The organism is Streptomyces sp. NPDC088246 (assembly GCF_044741025.1).
Lineage (GTDB): Bacteria > Actinomycetota > Actinomycetes > Streptomycetales > Streptomycetaceae > Streptomyces.
The window spans coordinates 21,581-39,694 of sequence record NZ_JBIURV010000056.1 but is presented as its reverse complement, the minus strand read 5'-3'; the positions used below and the strand labels follow the sequence as shown (position 1 = coordinate 39,694).

At 69.8% G+C, this 18,114-nt stretch carries 16 protein-coding genes; 10 read left to right on the top strand and 6 right to left on the bottom strand.

Going from position 1 to position 18,114, the window contains the following annotated elements; translation table 11 throughout:
* Positions 1-700: 700 nt before the first annotated feature.
* Positions 701-1,867, bottom strand: coding sequence for a pyridoxal phosphate-dependent aminotransferase (locus tag ACIPEK_RS39615; protein ID WP_402006758.1), 1,167 nt, complete (start codon positions 1,865-1,867; stop codon positions 701-703).
* Positions 1,868-2,808: 941 nt separating this feature from the next.
* Between ACIPEK_RS39615 and ACIPEK_RS39610 the strand changes: the two genes are divergently transcribed.
* The 4 genes from ACIPEK_RS39610 to ACIPEK_RS39595 all read left to right on the top strand — a co-directional run bounded on the left by ACIPEK_RS39610 (position 2,809) and on the right by ACIPEK_RS39595 (position 6,900).
* Positions 2,809-3,330 carry a DUF2617 family protein gene (locus ACIPEK_RS39610; protein WP_402006756.1) on the top strand — a complete coding sequence of 174 codons (522 nt, stop codon included), beginning with the start codon at positions 2,809-2,811 and terminating at the stop codon, positions 3,328-3,330.
* Positions 3,331-3,414: 84 nt separating this feature from the next.
* A complete protein-coding gene (locus tag ACIPEK_RS39605) occupies positions 3,415-5,013 on the top strand; it encodes a polyamine aminopropyltransferase (protein ID WP_402006753.1) in 1,599 nt (532 codons plus the stop codon).
* A gap of 86 nt (positions 5,014-5,099) precedes the next feature.
* Positions 5,100-6,077 carry a carbon monoxide dehydrogenase gene (locus ACIPEK_RS39600; protein WP_402006750.1) on the top strand — a complete coding sequence of 326 codons (978 nt, stop codon included), beginning with the start codon at positions 5,100-5,102 and terminating at the stop codon, positions 6,075-6,077.
* Between the two features lie 25 nt (positions 6,078-6,102).
* Positions 6,103-6,900 carry an aldose 1-epimerase gene (locus tag ACIPEK_RS39595; protein ID WP_402006747.1) on the top strand — a complete coding sequence of 266 codons (798 nt, stop codon included), beginning with the start codon at positions 6,103-6,105 and terminating at the stop codon, positions 6,898-6,900.
* A gap of 40 nt (positions 6,901-6,940) precedes the next feature.
* Here the strand turns inward: ACIPEK_RS39595 and ACIPEK_RS39590 are convergent, their stop codons facing one another.
* Genes ACIPEK_RS39590 through ACIPEK_RS39570 form a run of 5 tightly spaced genes read right to left on the bottom strand, consistent with a single transcriptional unit; the run spans position 6,941 to position 11,660 of the window.
* On the bottom strand, positions 6,941-8,188 hold the full coding sequence (locus tag ACIPEK_RS39590; RefSeq protein ID WP_402006744.1) for an ABC transporter permease: 1,248 nt from the start codon (positions 8,186-8,188) through the stop codon (positions 6,941-6,943).
* Positions 8,185-8,928 carry an ABC transporter ATP-binding protein gene (locus ACIPEK_RS39585; RefSeq protein ID WP_402006741.1) on the bottom strand — a complete coding sequence of 248 codons (744 nt, stop codon included), beginning with the start codon at positions 8,926-8,928 and terminating at the stop codon, positions 8,185-8,187. The genes ACIPEK_RS39590 and ACIPEK_RS39585 overlap by 4 nt, the downstream gene beginning before the upstream one ends.
* Positions 8,925-10,301: an efflux RND transporter periplasmic adaptor subunit gene (locus ACIPEK_RS39580; protein ID WP_402006738.1), complete on the bottom strand. Its 1,377-nt coding sequence runs from the start codon at positions 10,299-10,301 to the stop codon at positions 8,925-8,927. Before ACIPEK_RS39580 ends, ACIPEK_RS39585 begins: the two co-directional genes overlap by 4 nt.
* Positions 10,273-11,238 (bottom strand): hypothetical protein, encoded by a 966-nt coding sequence (locus ACIPEK_RS39575; protein WP_402006735.1) that lies wholly within the window; start codon positions 11,236-11,238, stop codon positions 10,273-10,275. Before ACIPEK_RS39575 ends, ACIPEK_RS39580 begins: the two co-directional genes overlap by 29 nt.
* Before the next feature lie 5 nt (positions 11,239-11,243).
* Positions 11,244-11,660: a hypothetical protein gene (locus ACIPEK_RS39570; RefSeq protein WP_402006732.1), complete on the bottom strand. Its 417-nt coding sequence runs from the start codon at positions 11,658-11,660 to the stop codon at positions 11,244-11,246.
* Between the two features lie 298 nt (positions 11,661-11,958).
* Here ACIPEK_RS39570 and pyrE point away from each other — a divergent pair, with 298 nt between their 5' ends.
* The 6 genes from pyrE to ACIPEK_RS39540 all read left to right on the top strand — a co-directional run bounded on the left by pyrE (position 11,959) and on the right by ACIPEK_RS39540 (position 17,977).
* On the top strand, positions 11,959-12,498 hold the full coding sequence (gene pyrE / locus ACIPEK_RS39565; protein WP_402006729.1) for an orotate phosphoribosyltransferase: 540 nt from the start codon (positions 11,959-11,961) through the stop codon (positions 12,496-12,498).
* Between the two features lie 213 nt (positions 12,499-12,711).
* Positions 12,712-13,734 carry a class II fructose-bisphosphate aldolase gene (gene fbaA / locus ACIPEK_RS39560; protein WP_327368332.1) on the top strand — a complete coding sequence of 341 codons (1,023 nt, stop codon included), beginning with the start codon at positions 12,712-12,714 and terminating at the stop codon, positions 13,732-13,734.
* Between the two features lie 86 nt (positions 13,735-13,820).
* Positions 13,821-14,996 (top strand): MalY/PatB family protein, encoded by a 1,176-nt coding sequence (locus ACIPEK_RS39555; protein ID WP_402006727.1) that lies wholly within the window; start codon positions 13,821-13,823, stop codon positions 14,994-14,996.
* Between the two features lie 79 nt (positions 14,997-15,075).
* The gene (locus ACIPEK_RS39550) at positions 15,076-15,879 is read left to right on the top strand and encodes an ankyrin repeat domain-containing protein (RefSeq protein ID WP_402006724.1); all 804 of its coding nucleotides are present in this window, start codon (positions 15,076-15,078) and stop codon (positions 15,877-15,879) included.
* Positions 15,880-15,944: 65 nt separating this feature from the next.
* Positions 15,945-17,507 carry an MFS transporter gene (locus ACIPEK_RS39545; protein WP_402006721.1) on the top strand — a complete coding sequence of 521 codons (1,563 nt, stop codon included), beginning with the start codon at positions 15,945-15,947 and terminating at the stop codon, positions 17,505-17,507.
* 56 nt (positions 17,508-17,563) lie between these two features.
* Complete coding sequence (locus tag ACIPEK_RS39540; protein ID WP_327274376.1) at positions 17,564-17,977, top strand: DUF3151 domain-containing protein; 414 nt, start codon at positions 17,564-17,566, stop codon at positions 17,975-17,977.
* The last annotated feature ends 137 nt before the right edge of the window (positions 17,978-18,114 follow it).

Sequence of the window (18,114 nt, the reverse complement as noted above, 5' to 3'; positions counted from 1 at the left end):
TTGTGACAGGTCTGTGAGGCAGCGGACCTGTTCGCCCCTGGATGTGCGCCCGTGCGCGGGGAGATGCGGCGACGCCTTGTCCGGGGCAGTGGAACGTGGGGAGTTGTGACGTTCCGGCGGCGCGGGCGCATCGTCCGCCAACCGTTCCCGAGTGTTCACGACGCGGTCGCCGGCGTCCGCCGGCTTTCCCGGCCGTTCACCTGTGTGCGGTGGGGTGCGGGGTGTGTCCCGTGGAATCCGCTCAAACTCCGTTACGGCTGAGGGGAGAGTCCGCTCGCCTGTGGCCGGTGTAGGAGCCGGGTACGGCATACGCGCCGGGCCGGCCGTTCGGTCGGTCAGGCGTCCAACAGCTCGCGCAGCGTGGCCTCGCCGACGCGGAGACATTACTGCGGAGGAGCTCGGCTGACTCAGCGCACCCTGATCACCGCAGGCTGTGTCCTCACCATCGCCGGGATCGTCGTCCTGATCGCCATGGTCAACAGCTCCCCCGGCACCCGGCCCTTCGCCCCTGGACTCCTCCGCGCCGCCCGCCCCGGCGCGTCCGGAAAACGACGCCGCACGATTCGCCACCGGTCCCTCCTCTCGTGGGGGCCGGTGCCGAATGGCGCAGGCGGCTCGGGACCGCGCCGGGCCGGGTTACACGTAAAGCCCCTGGTCAGGTTGCTGTCCGTACTTCATTCGGGATGAGGGGGGCGCGGGTTCAAGACGCCAGGCGCCGCAGCCGACTGGCTGCCTCCTGGAGGACGTCGTCCCCCTTGCAGAAGGTGAAGCGGACCTGGCTGCGGCCGGCGTCGAGGTCGTCGTAGAACACGGAGTTGGGGATGGCGACGACGCCGCAGCGTTCGGGGAGCGCGCGGCAGAAGGCGTAGGCGTCCTTCTCGCCGAAGGAGGTGATGTCGGTGGTGATGAAGTAAGTGCCCTGGGGTTGGTAGACCTCGAACCCGGCCGCGCGCAGGCCGTCGCCGAGCAGGTTGCGCTTGCGGCGGAGGTTGGCGCGGAAGCTGTCAAAGTACGAGTCCGGCAGGCGCAGCGCTTCGGCGATCGCGTACTGGAAGGGGCCCGCGCTGACGTACGTCAGGTACTGCTTGGCCGTCCGGACCGCTGAGACGAGCGGGCCGTTCGCCGTGACCCAGCCAACCTTCCATCCGGTGAACGAGAAGGTCTTGCCGGCGGACGAAATGGAGACGGTGCGCTCACGCATGCCGGGCAGGGCCGCGATGGGGCGGTGCGTGCCCTCATAGACAAGGTGCTCGTACACCTCGTCGGTGACGACGAGCAGATCGTGCTCGACGGCGAGTACAGCGATGGCGTTCTGCTCTTCGGCGGAGAGGACCATCCCGGTCGGGTTGTGCGGGGTGTTGAGGAGCAGCAGACGGGTCCGCGGGGTGATCTTGGCGCGCAGTTCATCCAGGTCTGGGCGGAAGGACGGCGCTCGCAGCGTGAGCGGCACGCGCTTCGCACCGGCCATCGCGATGCAGGCGGCGTAGGAGTCATAGAAGGGTTCGAAGGCGATCACCTCGTCGCCCGGCTCCAGCAGCGCCAGCATGGTGGCGGCGATGGCCTCGGTGGCGCCGGCGGTGACCAGGACCTCGGTATCGGGGTCGAAGGAGAGTTCGTAGAAGCGCTGTTGGTGGTCGGAGATCGCGGCGCGCAGTTCCGGAACGCCCGGGCCGGGCGGGTACTGGTTGCCCTTGCCCTCCCGCAAGGCGCGGACGGCGGCCTCGCGGATCTCCTCGGGCCCGTCGGTGTCGGGGAAGCCTTGGCCCAGGTTGATCGCGCCCGTCGCGGATGCCAGCGCCGACATCTCCGCGAAGATCGTCGTCCCGAGTCCGTTCAGCCTTCGGTTCAGCAGTGGCCTGGCGTTCATGTCTCCACCGTTCTCGCTCGGCTACCCGTCGATGCTCCGGGGCCATCCTGACTCATAGCCGGTCGCGGCCTCGCGCGGCGTGGGGATCGCGGAGGGGGGATACTCGCGCTTCTCGTCGGGCTCCGCCTCCCCGTGTCATGGCCGCCGTCCTGCGCGGAAGCTCTGGAGTTGCTCAAGTCTGCTTTGGCCGCACGGGGCCGGGGGCATCCCCCACTCACGCAGGAAGCGGACGGAAGCGAGAGACCTCGCTTCGGGGGAACAGAAGGACGTGAGGTCGGTGGGCACCTTTGTCACAGTGGTGATCGCGGTTGCCGTGATCGGGCTGGCCATCTCGCTGGTGGGGGCCGGCAACCGGAAGAAGAAGCGCGGGCGGGGTGTGCGCCGGGGTGCGAGCGGCGGCAGCGCCGCAGGTGGCAGCTGGTGGGCGGGAGGTGACGGTGGCGGTGGCTCGTCCTGCGGAAGCAGCAGCGGTCACTCCGGCGGTCACTCCGGCGGTCACTCCGGGGGTCATTCGTGCGGCGGCGGTCACTCCTCGTGCGGTGGCGGCTCCTCGTGCGGCGGCGGGGGCGGATGCGGCGGAGGCAGCTGACACGGGGCAGCTGATCCGTGACCGGGCAGGGCCACACGCCCGGTGCCGGGCCCGTGCGGTTCCGGTGCCCCACAGGTGCCCGGCGGATGAACTCCCGCCGGGCACCTTTTTGTTGGGGCTTTTCGCGAGATACCGGTGAACAGATGAACCGAGAGGCCCCCGAGGGGATGGAAACCGCGTCAAGTTGGGCAAAAACGCTGTGGATGCGGCTTACTTCGTGATTCCCTCGGTTGAGAGAACATCCAGCCCTCGGACCCGAGTTGGACCTGATCGGGCGCTTCCCACCTCCCACGTGCATCACGTCGGAGGCGTCCCCTGTCCATGTGTCCACGCTTGTTTGCGGAGCCGACCCATGCTCACGACCCTCCAGACGGCCTATTCCGACACCCGTGCTGCAGACCTGGCCTGGGCACTGGGGCGCGAACCGCTCCCCGCCCTGGCCGTGCTCGACCTCGATCTCGCCGGTGCCCGACTCCAACTGCGCCTGCTCGGCGCCTCCCACCAGGTGCTCCTGGAGGAGAACCGGGGCAGCTGTTCCGAAACCGTCGCGTGCATCCCGGGCAGCAGCACACCGCTGCCGCTCGGTGTCTCCAAGCGGCTCGGGGAGTGGGAGTACGAATTCGCGGCGCGCGTCGAGACACTCTCGGCGGGCTCGTTCGCGGGGCGTGCGCAGGAGCTCCTCGCGCTCGTGACCGACCACCCCCACGGTCTCGCCGGCACGTTCCCCGGCAGCCCGCACGCCTTCACCGCCATGCTCGCCCAACGGACCGAGGGCCAGGTGCGGTGGCGCACCTGGCATGCGTACCCGCAGGAGGGGCAGCTGGTGGTGACGCGCACCCGAGTGGGAGTGCGGATGCCGGCGGCGGCGCTCTGACGCGGCCCAACTCCGTTGTGAGCGCGCCACTTGCACCCTTGTGGGTGACAGGCTGCCACCTCGTCGTGACGTAGCGTTCGCATCATGATCGATCAGCAGGTGTCGCTGCGAGGGGGCGCGGCGCGTCTTCCCGTGCGGCCGAGGACCGGTCGGTGTCTCGTGCTGGCCGCTGTCTTCATCTGTGCTGCCTGCGGTCTGGTCTACGAGCTCGAACTGGTGGCGCTCGCCTCCTACTTGATCGGTGATTCCGTCACCCAGGCGTCCGTCGTGCTCTCCGTGATGGTGTTCGCGATGGGCGTCGGCTCGCTCCTCGCGAAACGTTTACGCAGCCGTGCAGCTGTCGGTTTCGGGCTGATCGAGGCGGCGCTCGCACTCGTCGGCGGCTCCTCGGCGGTCGTGCTGTACGCGTCGTTCGCCTGGATCGGGGAGTCGCGGTACGCCCTGGTCGGGTTCTCGCTCACGATCGGCGTCCTGATCGGGGCGGAGATCCCGCTGCTGATGACGCTGATCCAGCGCGTCGACCGGCAGGACGCGGGCGGGACCGTCGCGGATCTGTTCGCCGCCGACTACGTGGGTGCGCTGGTCGGCGGGCTCGCGTTCCCCTTTCTGCTGCTGCCGGTGCTGGGACAGCTCACCGGGGCGCTGTTCACCGGCGCGGTCAACGCGGCGGCGGGCGGGGCGCTGGTGCTGTGGGTGTTCCGGCGGGACCTCACCCCGCGCTCCCGGTGGCTGCTGATCCTTGTCAACGTGGCCGTGATCGCCGTACTCGCCACGGTCACCGCGCTGGTCGGTGACTTCGAGCGGGCGGCGCGGCGTGCGGTGTACGGGGACGGGGTGCGGGTCGCGGTGCAGACCGGGGTTCAGGAAGTGGTGCTGACGGGGGCGGGCCGCAGCTCCCTGGACCTGTATCTGGACGGGCGGCTGCGGGTCAGCGCGCGCGACGAGTACCGCTACCACGAGGCGCTGGTGCACCCGGCGATGAACGGGCCACGCGCCCGTGTCCTGATCCTGGGCGGTGGTGACGGTCTCGCCGCCCGGGAGGTGCTGCGCTACCCGGACGTACGCAGCGTCACCCTCGTCGAGCTCGATCCCGGCGTCACCCGGTTGGCCCGTACCGACCGTGCGCTCTCGGCGCTGAACGCCCACGCGTACCGTGATCCGCGGCTGACGGCCGTCAACGCCGACGCCTTCAACTGGCTGCGGGTGGCGCACGGCAGCTACGACGTGGTGATCTCCGATCTGCCCGACCCCGGGATCTCCGTCGGCACGAAGCTCTACTCGGCGGAGTTCTACGGCCTGGTCTCCGAGACCCTCGCACCGGGCGGCCGGCTGGTGGTGCACGGAGGCCCGCCGGTGACCCGGCCGCGTACGTACTGGACGGTGGAGGCGTCGATGAGGGCGGCAGGTCTGCACACCCGGCCCTACCGGATCGGCGGCAGGCTCTCCGATTTCGCGGCGGGCCCCGACAGGGCCACGCACCGGGCGCAGGCCGAGCACGGCTGGGGCTTCGTCCTCGCCCGGCCGGTCAGGGCGCCGGTGCTCCGCCTCGCCCCGGGGGCGCCGAAGCTGCGGTCGCTGACGCAGGCCTCGCTGATGCGTGCGAGGCGGGACGCGGAGAGCGGACGGCTGCGCGGGCTGCTGCCGTCGACGCTGGTACATCCGCGGTACTGGGAGGACCGGTGAGCCGGACGCCGTACGTCGTACGGCCGGCGGCTTTTGCGACGCGGAACCGCTGACGTGATGGCCGGGGCTGAGTAGGCTCGGTTTCCATGGAGCATGAGGTGTTCGTTCCGGTTCCGGTCCCGTCCCTTCGGCGGACGCTGGGCGATTCCGCCCGCGTCGCGCGCTGCGTACCGGGGCTCCAGCAGGACGCCGACGCGTCCGCGGGCCCGCTGTCCGGCCGGCTCAAGGTCCGGGTCGACGGCCACACGATCACGTACCGCGGTGCGCTGCGGCTCACCGTTTCCCCGCAGGACGGCCCGGACGGGGACGACGGGTTCCTGGTGGCGGGCGAGGGCGTCGAGGCCAGGGGGACCGGCTCGGCGAAGCTGGCTCTGACGATCAGCCTGACGCAGAAGGACGGTGGTACGGCGATCGGGTTCGCGGGTACGGCGAGCGGCGACGGCCGCCTCCTGGAGCTGGACCCGGCGGCGGCGCTCGCGACGGCCCACCGGCTGCTGGACCGCTTTGTGCAGCAACTGGTGACGGAGACGCTGGCGGGCGAGGACGAGGCGGGCAAGGGCCTCGGCGAGGCCGAGCGGTCCGTCGGGGAAGCTGTGGAACAGGCCATCGAGGAGGCGGCCGAGGAGGCCGACGCGACCGGCGCGGACACCACTCGGAGTACTGCCCCGGAAGCCGCCGACGGCACCGACGAGACCGACGGCACCGACGGCACCGACGGCACCGACGACGGCGCCGCCGCGGACGAGGCACCCTCCACCGAGAACCCCCCGGGCACGGGCTCCGTCTTCGACGCCCCCGTGCCCCCGCCGTCGCTCGACCCCGTGGCGGAGGTGGAGTTCACCGTCCCCGACGGCCCCCCGGCCGAGGCCGCGCACGCCAGGCGCACCATGATCGGCCGCAGCGCCGAGGAGGTCGACCACGCGCCGCCGCGCGGCAGGTACGCCCCCGTACCGTCACCCGATTCGACCACCGCGGGCGCCACACTCCGCTGGGTCGCTCCCGCTGCCGCGCTCGCGCTCGCCTCCGCCGTCGTGGTGAGCAGGGCGCTGAGGCGGCGGAAGTAGTAGCGGCGCCAGTAATGTCGGTCGGGTGAGTAGCAGCGAGAAGGACGTCCGGCTGTCCGTCGGCGATGCAGAGTTGACCGTGAACCCCGCCAACGGCTGTCGCATCAGCAGTCTGCGGATCGGTGGCACCGAGGTGCTGCGGCAGGGGGAGCGGTACGGCTGCTTCCCGATGGTGCCGTGGTGCGGGCGCACCGAGAACGGCCTCTTCCACAACGGCGGCGTCCCGCACCGGTTGCCGCTGAACTCCCCGCCGCACGCCATCCACGGCACCGGCAGGGACACCGCCTGGCGCACCGCCCGGGTGGGTGAGCGGGAGGCCGCGTTCTACTACGACCTTGCCGACCCCTGGCCGTACCCGGGCCGGGTGACCCAGACCTTCGAGTTGTCCGAGGACTCGCTCACGCTTGCGTTCGGCATCGAGACGTACGGGGACTCGTTCCCGGCGCAGGCCGGCTGGCACCCCTGGTTCCTGCGGGACCTCGGCGGCGGCAAGAACGTGGAGATCGCCTTCGACGCGGCCTGGCAGGAGGAGCGTGGCGAGAACCATCTGCCGACCGGCCGCCGCATCCCGCCGCTGCCCGGCCCGTGGGACGACTGCTTCGGGATGCCGGACGGCGTCGACGTGACGCTCACCTGGCCGGAGCAGCTGCAACTGACCGTGAAGAGCAGGGCCGAGTGGGTTGTGATCTACGACGAGCAGGCCGAGGCGGTCTGTGTGGAGCCGCAGTCCGGCCCGCCGAACGGGCTGAACACCGCACCCCGGTATGTCACCCCGATCGAGCCGCTGGAGATCGCGACGACCTGGAACTGGCGCAGGCTCTGACCGGCGGGACGGATCGGTGGCACGCGGGGCCCGGCCGGGGTCAGCGGCGCAGCGCCTCGGCCGGCTGGATGCGGCTGGCCCGCCACGCAGGATAGAGCCCTGCGAGCAGTCCGGTGCCCAGGCCGATCGCGGGGGCTGCGGCCACCGTGACCGGGTGGATGACAGGGGTCCAGTCGCGGGCTGCGGCCACGCATACGACCGTGACTGTGCCCAGGCAGGTGCCGACCAGGCCGCCGAGTGCGCCGAGTGCGCCCGACTCGGTGAGGAACTGGCCGGTGATGTGGCGGCCCCTGGCGCCGAGCGCCCGGCGCAGTCCGATCTCTCCGGTCCGCTCAAGAACGGCCACCAGTGTGGTGTTTGCGATCCCTACGGCGCCGATGACGAGGCAGATTCCGGCGAGCAGCAGGAACAGCTGGTCGAGGTCGGATGTGACATCGGTCCGCAGGGCCTTCGGGTCGGGCGGAGGGACCGCCTTGAAGTGCTCGGGGTGCACCGGGTCGATGGCATGCGCGGCCTCGTCCGCGATCTGGGGCGCCGCCCCGAGCTCGGTGGAGATCAGCATCTTGGCGAGGGAGCCGGGCCCCGGCGCACCCCAAAGGCGCTCGGCGGTGTGTGCCGGTATGACGACGGACATCAGCAAGTCCGCCTTCCGGTCGACGTCCGACACGATGCCGATGACCGAGAACGCGTCGTCACCCACAAAGATGGCAGGCTGGGAATCGAGGCCGGTGATTCCCAGCCGGGACGCCATTCCTGATCCGATGACTGCGACACGCTGCCCGGTACGGTCGTGAAAGGCATCGAAGATCCGGCCGTCGGTGAGTGAGGGGTCCGCCGCTGCCAGCACTCCTGAGGAGGCGGCGACCACCTGCGCCTGTTCGCCGGCACCGGCGTCCGCACTGAGCGAGGCACGCACGGTCACTCCCTTGTCGAGTGGCACCGACCAGTACACACCGGCGTGCCGCACACCGTTCAGGGCCTGGATACGGGCATCCGCGTCGGCAGGGAACGACGTACGGCCGAAGGGATCATCGCCGGCGCCGGTGTCCTCGACGGACACCTCGGTGGCGGACAAGGCATTGAAGCGGGAGTCGACCTGGGACGTCGTTGTCGCCGTGAGGCCGAGCACCGCGACGAACGAGCCCACGCCCAGAACCGTGCCCAGGCTGGTCAGCGCCGAGCGTGCCGGGCGTTGCAGCATGCCTGCGACGGCTTCGGCGACCAGGTGCCGTGCGGATAGCCGGGACGGACGGATGCCACGCGGCCGCTTGCGGCGGTGCAGCTTCATCGTGCTTCTCCCGGGAGGTGTACGGGCGGGCGGAGTACGGGTTCCGTCAGCCGGCCGTCCTTGATGCGCACGGTCCGCCGACCGCGCGCGGCGACCTGAGGGTCGTGGGTGATCACCACGATGGTCATGCCGTCGAGGTGCAGTTCGTCGATCAGCGCGAGTACGGAGTCGGCGGTGGCGCTGTCCAGGTTGCCGGTCGGCTCGTCGCAGAGCAGCAGGGATGGGTCGGCCACCAAAGCGCGGGCGATGGCCACGCGTTGACGTTCTCCTCCGGAAAGCCGGGTCGGCAGCGCGTGCATGCGATGGCCGAGCCCGACGCGCTCCAGTGCCTGGGTCGCGCGGGGCCGGTGCTCGGCGGACGGCACATTGTTGTAGACCATCGCCAGCAGGACGTTCTCCAGCGCGCTGCGGTGCGGCAGCAGGTGGAAGGCCTGGAACACGAAACCGATCCGCCGGCCACGCAGCGCCGTCCGATCACTGTCGCGCAGCGCTCCGGTATCGATGCCGTCGAGAAAATACCGGCCGGTGGTCGGGGCGTCCAACAGCCCGGCGACGTTCAGGAAGGTCGACTTTCCGGAGCCGGACGGGCCGACCACGGTGATGTAGTCGCCCCGTTGAATCGTCAGATCGAAGGGGAGCAGAGCAGTGACGGGCGGGGGACCGGGATAGGTCAGGCCGGCCTGGTCGAATCGGATGACCGGCCGGTCAACCGCCGAACCGCCGTACGGCGGAACGCTCACGTGCCGGTCCCTGCCGTCCGGGCGTTCCTGACCCCGACGACGACCCGGTCCCCCTCGGACAGAGAGGACCCGTCCGAGGGGGACACCTGGACGAGACCGTCGCCGGTGGAGCCGGTGCGCACCTTCACCTGGCGGCGCTTTCCGTGCTCGGTCAGTACGGTGACCGAGGTGCTGCCGTCCAACGAGGACGAGAGCGCCGACGCCGGTACCGCGAGTACCTTCCCCTTCGAGGACGCCGCTCCGATCGTCAGTCGTACGTCCTGCCCGGCCAGCTTGAGAGGGAGCGTTCCGTCCGGTTTGACAGTCATCCGGTACGTAACCCCTGCGGTCGCGCCGTCCGAGTTCTCCCCTCCGCCGGAGGTGCCGCTCGCGGATGCCGGTTCATCGGATACGGATGAAACGGTGCCGTTCATCTCGTCGCCGGTCAGTTCCGACAGGATGGTCACTGTCTGCCCGATCCGTACCGTCTTCTTCTGAGCCGGTGACAGGCTTCCGGTGACACCGAGGGCCCCTGCGGAGACGGTGAGGATCTTTCCCGTGACCTTGTCGCCGACCGCTGCGGCGACCGATTCCACCCGGGCCGGGAAGCCTTTGAGGTACAGGACTTCTGCTGCGGGCAGCTGCGGACCGGCCTGCGCCTGTGCTGTGGCAAGCGCTGACCGCGCATCGGTGAGCTGCTCCCGGGCTTGTTCCACGGCGGTGGGGGAGTCGGCCTTTTCGGCTTGAGTAAGGGCGCCAGTGGCGCGGGACACGGCCTTTGACTGTGCGGCCACTCGATTGGGTCCGTCCTCGGTCACCGGCACGGGCGCGTAGCCGATGGATGAGTAGAACGCCGCCAGTGCGGACTGGGTGCCGGGACCGAACGTGCCCGTCGTGTCCGAGCCGCTGCCGTGGCCCAGGTGAGCCAGAGCATTCTGGAGCTGTGTGACATCGTCACCGGTGGCCCCCGGCTTGAGGTCGCGGAAGGCAGGCAGCTTACCTTTCAGCACGAAGACGGGACGCCCCGACACTGCCACCAGTGCGGTGCCTTCCGAGACCTTGTCGCCCGCCTTCGCGGACAGCTTGGTGACCACGGGAGTGCCGCCGCCCTCACCGCTCGCCGTGGGGGCAATGTCCGCCGTTTGAGTCGCCGCCACCGTCCCACGAAGGATCACCGACTCCTTCAGCTCACGGCGCTGCACGACTGCGGTCAGGACATCGGGTGCCGGGGCGCCCGCCTCCGCGGCCGCCTGGGCGGGCGACTTGATAACAGTGGAGGCCGCGTATGCCGCCCCCGACAGGGCGACTGCCCCGCACACGACAGCGGCCAGCACCCTTCGCCGGGAACGCAACCGCGACGTCCCGTCATGTTCCTTGGATCGCGTTGTTCGCATTCTCAATCCACTTGGAGGTCCAGGACTTCAGATCGGCGAGCAACTCGGCGTTTTCATCGATGGATTTTTTCTCATAGGCGGACTCGACCGCGATGCCTACCCCGAGATAGTTGACCTTCGTCTTGCACTGGGTGTCCGCGGTTGCGGTGGAAAGTTCGGTACGGGTCGGCGAACCGGAATTTTCCTCCCAGCGGGAATCATTGACTGCGGCGCTGGGAGAGTCGTATGTGTACCCCCGCCCCTTCATACAGTCGGCCCAGGAATCCATGACCTTCTGGAACCTGGGGTCGTTTCTCGTTCGCTTCATGGCTTCGCCGCGCATGGCGGACACCACCATTTCCGCGAATCCCTCACTGAAGCCGCCCTCTCCGGAACCGGCAGTCGAACCCCCGGGGAGTTTCACCTCGGTGGGAGTTGTGGCTCCCTTGGTGATGACGCGGAGGGCCTCACCTTCACAGCCGCCCTTGGGAACCTTCTTGTTATTGAAGGTTCTGACCTTGCCGGAAAGAAGGAGGCCCTGAGTCTCGGTGCTGTTCTTGCTGTACGCGCTCTCTGTGCCCCCGCCGCTTTTCTTGGGCGGAGCCTGATACCCGTACTGCTGAGCCTGACCGAGAGGCATCACGTTGAACTCGGTGTGCTCCAGCCACCGCTCCCCGGTGAACGGGCCGAGCGGCTGAGGATTCTCGGTGTATCCGAGCCCGCGCATGCACTGGTTGACCAGGGTCACGCGCGCCTTCTTCAGGGCGTAGTTCTCCTCCGGGGCCGGGAGGTACGCATCGAGCGGAGTAGTGATCCCGGCCGGATCCAGGCTGCTGGGCGTAGGGACAGGGCCCAGCGGTGGGTGGGAGTCGGTGTCGGAGCCTCCCAGGATCGCGCAGGCGGCCAGCGCGGGAATCATTCCGGCGCAGGCCGCTGCACGAAGGAAATTGAGCTTCAACGGATTCAGCAGCCCGTCTTCTTGAACGAGGAGAACTCGTCGTTGTTGTCGTAGAAGGTCAGGTATGAAAAGTTACGGCCGGCGAAGTAGCTGGTTCCTCCGTAGTTGGTGTCCCACCAGAATGTGAAACCGGCGCACGAGGTCTTGGTGCCGGCAGTATTGGCAGCCGCGCTGATGCTGTCCGAGAGTGTCTTGCTCTTGTTGTAGAGCAGCCAGTAGGCGCTGTGAAAGGTCGGGTGCGGATCGTTCAGGTCGTAATAACCGGCACTTATGTCCGTGGGCTGCTGCGCGTTGTAGACGCAGATGTTTCCGGCGTCGTCGCAGTTGCCGTCGCCGTCGGCGTGGGCAGTTGCGGAACCTGCGAGCACGAAAATTGCCGCAGTGGTGAACGACAGCGCGATGCGGGACGTGTTCTTATGCATTCCGTTGCCTTCGATCGTCGCGAGCAGAGATGCGAGATGGACAACAGAAGGGGGACGCCTCCCCCCCCTGGCATGCCGATCGCGTGAACCCCTCCCCGCGATCACGCAGCGGCGTGAATTTACCGGGCGGCATGACAGTTGGTCAAGAAAGTAAAATCGAGAAAGTGCCACGTTGGTCGGTAAAGCAAGAATGACCGAATTGGGGCCCCCGGGTTGCGGCTAGGTGTCGGGAGAGCGCTCGGAGGCGTACGACGCTGTGCGGAGCTGCGCCCGGGGCGCAGCGCTTACCCTCGATGTCATGACTGACGTACGTGCTGAGTTGCTCCAGCAGATCAAGGACAAGGCCGTGGTGCACGGCAAAGTGACCCTCTCCTCGGGTCTTGAGGCCGACTGGTACATCGACCTGCGCCGCATCACGCTGGACGGCAAGGCCGCTCCGTTGGTCGGTCAGGTCATGCTCGATGCCACCGCTGAGCTGGACTACGACTGCGTGGGCGGGCTGACGCTGGGCGCCGACCCGGTCGCCACCTCGATGCTGCACGCCTCCGCCGCGCGCGGGCAGGAGCTGGACGCTTTCGTCGTCCGCAAGGCGCAGAAGGCGCACGGGATGCAGCGCCGCATCGAGGGCACGGACGTGAAGGGCCGCCGTTGCCTGGTCGTCGAGGACACCTCGACGACCGGCGGTTCGCCGCTGACGGCCGTCGAGGCGGTGCGCGAGGCCGGTGGCGAGGTCGTCGCCGTCGCCACGATCGTGGAGCGGGGTGCGGCTCCGGCCATTGCCGAGGCCGGTCTCCCCTATGTCCACGCCTACACGGTGGCGGACCTCGACCTGGTCTGACGTTGGGGTTGACCTGCGGTTTTTGATAAGGGCGGGCTGTTTCACGTGAAACGGTCCGCCCTTGTCGTATGCCCATGAACCGCCCGCCCGGGCGTTGGGGGACCAGGCCGGGTGGAGCCGGAGCGAGAGTCTGGGAAGATGGGGGCGACGATGACGTCGCCCCCAGGTCAGGGAACCAGCAACGCACACCCGCACATCCCAAGGAGCGGACAGATGCCCATCGCAACCCCCGAGGTCTACGCCGAGATGCTCGACCGGGCGAAGGCAGGCAAGTTCGCCTACCCGGCCATCAATGTGACGTCGACCCAGACCCTGCACGCTGCACTGCGCGGCTTCGCGGAGGCGGAGAGCGACGGCATCGTCCAGATCTCCACCGGTGGGGCGGAGTTCCTGGGCGGCCAGCACAACAAGGACATGGTCACGGGCGCCGTCGCCCTCGCCGAGTTCGCGCACATCGTCGCCGCCAAGTACGACGTCACGGTCGCGCTGCACACCGACCACTGCCCCAAGGACAAGCTGGACGGCTATGTACGTCCGCTGCTCGACATCTCCGCCGAGCGCGTCGCCAAGGGCCAGAACCCGCTGTTCCAGTCCCACATGTGGGATGGCTCGGCCGAGACCCTCGCCGACAACCTGGCCATCGGCCAGGAGCTGCTTGCCAAGGCCGCCGCCGCCAAGATCATTCTTGAGGTCGAGATCACTCCGACCGGTGGTGAGGAGGACGGCGTCACGCACGAGATCAACGACGAGCTGTACACGACCGTCGATGACGCGCTGCGTACCGCCGAGGCGCTCGGCCTGGGCGAGAAGGGCCGCTACCTGCTGGCCGCCTCCTTCGGTAACGTCCACGGCGTCTACAAGCCGGGCAACGTCGTGCTCCGTCCCGAGCTGCTGAAGGACCTCCAGGAGGGCGTCGCCGCCAAGTACGGCAAGTCGTCGCCCTTCGACTTCGTCTTCCACGGCGGCTCCGGCTCCACCGAGCAGGAGATCGCCACCGCGCTGGAGAACGGCGTCGTGAAGATGAACCTGGACACCGACACCCAGTACGCCTTCACCCGCCCGATCGTGGACCACGTGTTCCGTAACTACGACGGTGTGCTGAAGGTCGACGGCGAGGTCGGCAACAAGAAGGTCTACGACCCGCGCAGCTGGGGCAAGTCCGCCGAGGCGGGCATGGCCAAGCGCGTCACGGAGGCCTGCGCCAACCTGCGTTCCACCGGCACCAAGCTGAAGTAGCAGCCGGTACGAAGTGTGGCCGTGGGCCCGGTACCCCTTGGGTGCCGGGCCCACGGCATGTCCGAGAGAAGAAGTGAGGGATCCCTGTGAGTTCCAGCGCCCGCTATGACTTCGACACCGTCGTCGACCGCCGGGGCACCTGGTGCGTCCAGTGGGACGGGGTCGCGGACCGGTTCGGGGTGGACGGACTGCTGCCGTTCACCATCTCCGACATGGACTTCGAGACCGCACCGGAGGTGCTGAGCGCGCTGCGGGCCCGTCTCGACCACGGCGTGTTCGGCTACACGACCTGGCAGCAGGACGACTTCCGCTCGGCGATAGCCCACTGGTACGCGACCCGGTACGGGACACGGATCGACACCGGGCAGCTGGTGTACGGGCCGTCCGTGCTCAGCCAGCTCTCGCAGCTGCTGCAGATGTGGACGGCCGAGGGCGAGGGCGTGGTCGTCCACGCCCCGACGTACGACGGTTTCCGTAAGGCGATCACTGGGCTCGGGCGCCGGCTGCGGGGCGTGCCGGTGGGGGACACGGCCGCGCTGGAACGCGAGCTCGCCCGCCCCGACAGCAAGGTCCTTCTCGTGTGCTCGCCGCACAACCCGACGGGCCGGGTATGGACGGAGGCCGAACTGGGCGAGATGTCGGCGCTCGCCGCGCGGTACGGGGTCGCGGTGATCAGCGACGAGATCCATGCGGACTTCGTGCACGAGGGGCATGTGCATGTGCCGTGGACGCGGGTCGGGGGCGACGGGCGCTGGGCGGTGATCTCCTCCGCGTCGAAGGCGTTCAACTTTCCGGCGCTGACCGGCTCGTACGGGCTGATCGGCGATCCGGCCGACCGGGCGGAGTTCCTGCGCCGGATGGAGACGGCAGAAGGGCTCGCCTCCCCGGCGGTGCTGTCACTGACCGCGCACATCGCCGCGTACCGGGAGGCCGGGGCGTGGCTGGACGAGGTCCGCGCGTATGTCGCCGGGAATCTGGCGCTGGTCGCGGAACGGCTGAACGAGGCGTTCCCGGAACTGGGGTGGCAGCCGCCACAGGCCGGCTATCTGGCGTGGATCGATCTGCGCCCGGCGGGTGTCGGCGACGACGAGGCGTTGCAGCGGGCGCTGATCGAGCGCGAAAAGGTCGCGGTGATGCCGGGGGCGGTGTACGGGGCGGAGGGCTTCGTGCGGCTGAACGTCGGTTGTCCGCGGTCCAAGGCGGAGGCGGGCGTGGAGGCACTGATCCGAGGCGTACGGGCCGTGGTGCAAGGCGCGTCGTAGGGTCGGATGCCGACCGTGGCCACCCCTGGCACCCCGCCCGGGGCATGGGCCTTTTCGTAGGCAGGGCCTGGAGCAGCCGATGGATGTGTTCGAAGCCGCCCGCAGCGGCGATGTCGCCGCGCTGCGGGAGGCGCTGGACGCCGGGGCCGATGTCACCGCGGCCGACGAGCACGGCTGGACCGCCCTGCACCTGGCCGCGACGGGGGCGGAGGCGGACCCGGCCCGGGCGGCGGCTGCGCTCGCCGCGCTGCTCGACGCCGGAGCGCCCGTGGAGCAGCCGGGCGGTGACGGACGCACGGCTCTCTACCTCGCCGCCGAGTTCTCGCCGACCCCCGAACCGGTCGAGCTGCTGATCGCCCGCGGCGCGAATCCCGACATCACCGACGACCACGGCAGCCATGTCACCGTCAATGCCTGGGCTCCGGAGGTTGCCTCGCTCCTGGCCGCTGCCGCCGGAATCGAGCCTCCGGCACCGGCCGGGGCGTCGCCCTCGCCGGAGCGGAAGCTGTCGCGGGCACAATGGCGCGATGCCGAGAAGCGGGTCGGCGAGGTTCTGGACGGGCTGAACACGGCGGGGTTCGTCGCGCTCGCCGGCGTGGGCACCACCCAGTCCGACGGCTTCGACGACTGCACCGAAGCCGCCCACGCGCGCGGCGGCAGCCTCGCCGGCCTGGTCGGGTTCTGCTACTACACGCGGCAGGACGCCGAACGTGCGCGGGACACGGGCCATCTCACCCTGGCGTTCTGGGGTGCCCCGGACGGCAGCACCCGGACGATGGAACACGCCGGCGGGATCGTCGTCCAGGCGTTCCGTGCGGCCGGATTCCACGTGGACTGGAACGGCACGGGAAGCAGCCGCCCCTGCGTCGCCCTGACCGGCTGACAGAACCTTGCCGAGCCGTCTTCGCCCCTATGGCCCTCCTGGCGGGGAGCGGCGATGCTACTCGTATGCCTGACGCAGAGACGGGAGCCATCCGCGTCGCTTCCCCCACCGGACGCTGGGTCATCCTCACCACCGTCCTCGGCTCCAGCATGGCTCTGCTCGACTCCACCGTCATCAACGTCGCCCTGCCCCGCATCGGCAAGGATCTCGGCACCGATCTGGCCGCCCTTCAGTGGACCGTCAACGCCTACATGCTGACCCTCGCCGGGCTGATCCTCCTCGGCGGCGCCCTCGGCGACCGGTACGGCCGGCGGCGGGTCTTCGTCGTCGGAGTCGTCTGGTTCGCCGCCGCGTCCGTGATCTGCGGCATCGCGCCGAACGCCGCCGTCCTGATCGCCGCCCGCGCCCTCCAGGGCATCGGCGGGGCTCTCCTCACACCCGGTTCGCTGGCACTGATCCAGGCGAGCTTCCATCCGGACGACCGGGCCCGCGCGGTCGGACTGTGGTCGGGGCTCGGTGGGGTCGGCGCCGCCATCGGGCCGTTCGTCGGCGGCTGGCTCGTCGACGGGCCCGGCTGGCGATGGGTTTTCCTGCTCAATGTGCCGGTCGCCGCGGTCTGCCTGCCGGTGGCGCTGCGCCACGTACCGGAATCACGTGACCCCGACGCACACGGGCGCTTCGACGTGCTGGGCGCCGTGCTCGGCGCGCTCGCCCTCGCCCTGGTGACCTATGCGCTGATCGAGGCGCCGGGACAGGGGGCGTCCGCGGTGGTGATCGGGGCGGCCGTCGGCGGGATCGTCCTCGGGGCGGTGTTCGTGCAGGTGGAGCGGCGGCGGGCGGACCCGATGCTGCCGCCTTCGGTGTTCGCGTCCCGGCAGTTCACCGTCGTCAACATCATCACCCTCTGTGTGTACGCGGCGCTCGGCGGCTACTTCTTCCTCTCTGCGATCCAGCTCCAGGTCGTGGCCGGGTACTCGGCCCTCGGCGCCGGCACGGCTCTGCTGCCCACGACCGTGCTGATGCTGCTCTTCTCGGCCTCCTCGGGCGAACTGGGGCAGCGCATCGGGCCCCGCATCCCGCTCACCGTCGGCCCACTGGTCGCCGCCACCGGAATGCTCCTGATGCTGCGGGTCGGGCCGGGGTCGAACTCCGTCTCCGCCTACTTCGCCGATGTGCTCCCCGCAGTCGGTGTGCTCGGCGTCGGACTCGTCACCCTGGTGGCACCGCTCACCGCGACCGTCCTGGCCTCCGTGGACACCGCACGGGCCGGCCTCGCCAGCGGGATCAACAACGCGGCCGCCCGCGCCGCCGGGCTGATCGCGGTGGCCGCGCTGCCGCTGCTCACCGGGATGGGCCCGGAGGCCTACCGGAACGCCGACGAGTTCGCCGCGACGTTCCGGCGGGCCATGCCGATGTGTGCCGGGCTGCTCGTGCTGGGCTCGCTGATCGCCTGGGCGACCGTACGCAAGCCCCCCGTCACGGCGGACGAGAAGGAGAAGGCGCGCCCCGAGTGCACGGTGCACTGCGGCGTCGTCGCCCCGCCCCTGGAACCCACGCACGAGGAGGCGGGCAAGCCGGACGTGGACCGGCCCTCACCGGGGCGCCCGGGTACTCCCGGCGCGAACTGACCCACCAGGCGGCGCCCGGGTACCCCGGCGCGCATCTGCCAGGCACACTTGAACCCATGTCGATCCACGAGAACCTGCTCGGGGGGCCTCCCCCGACCCACCTGCCCGACGACCCGGAGCCGCGCGAGCTGCTCGCGAGCGGCACGGCCCCCGCCGACGTCGCCGCGAAGTACCCGACCTCCTCCCTGGCCTGGGCACAGCTCGCCGACGAGGCGTTCGAGGGCGGCCGCGTCATCGAGTCGTACGCCTACGCCCGCACCGGCTACCACCGCGGCCTCGACGCGCTGCGCAGGGCCGGCTGGAAGGGCCACGGCCCCGTACCGTTCGAGCACGAGCCGAACCGCGGCTTCCTGCGCGCCCTGCACGCCCTGGCGCGGGCCGCCCAGGCGATCGGCGAGCAGGAGGAGTACGAGCGCTGCTCGACGTTCCTGCGCGACTCCTCGCCGACCGCCGCCGAGACCCTCGGCTAGAGGCGACCGAGCCTCGCGGCCGGGGGCGACCGAGCTCCTCGGCCAGACGTACACGTACACCTTGTGACGTTCCGGACCCCGCAGATGTACCGGCGATCTGCGGGGTCTGCGCGCTTGTGCGGGCTCCGTTTAGGATG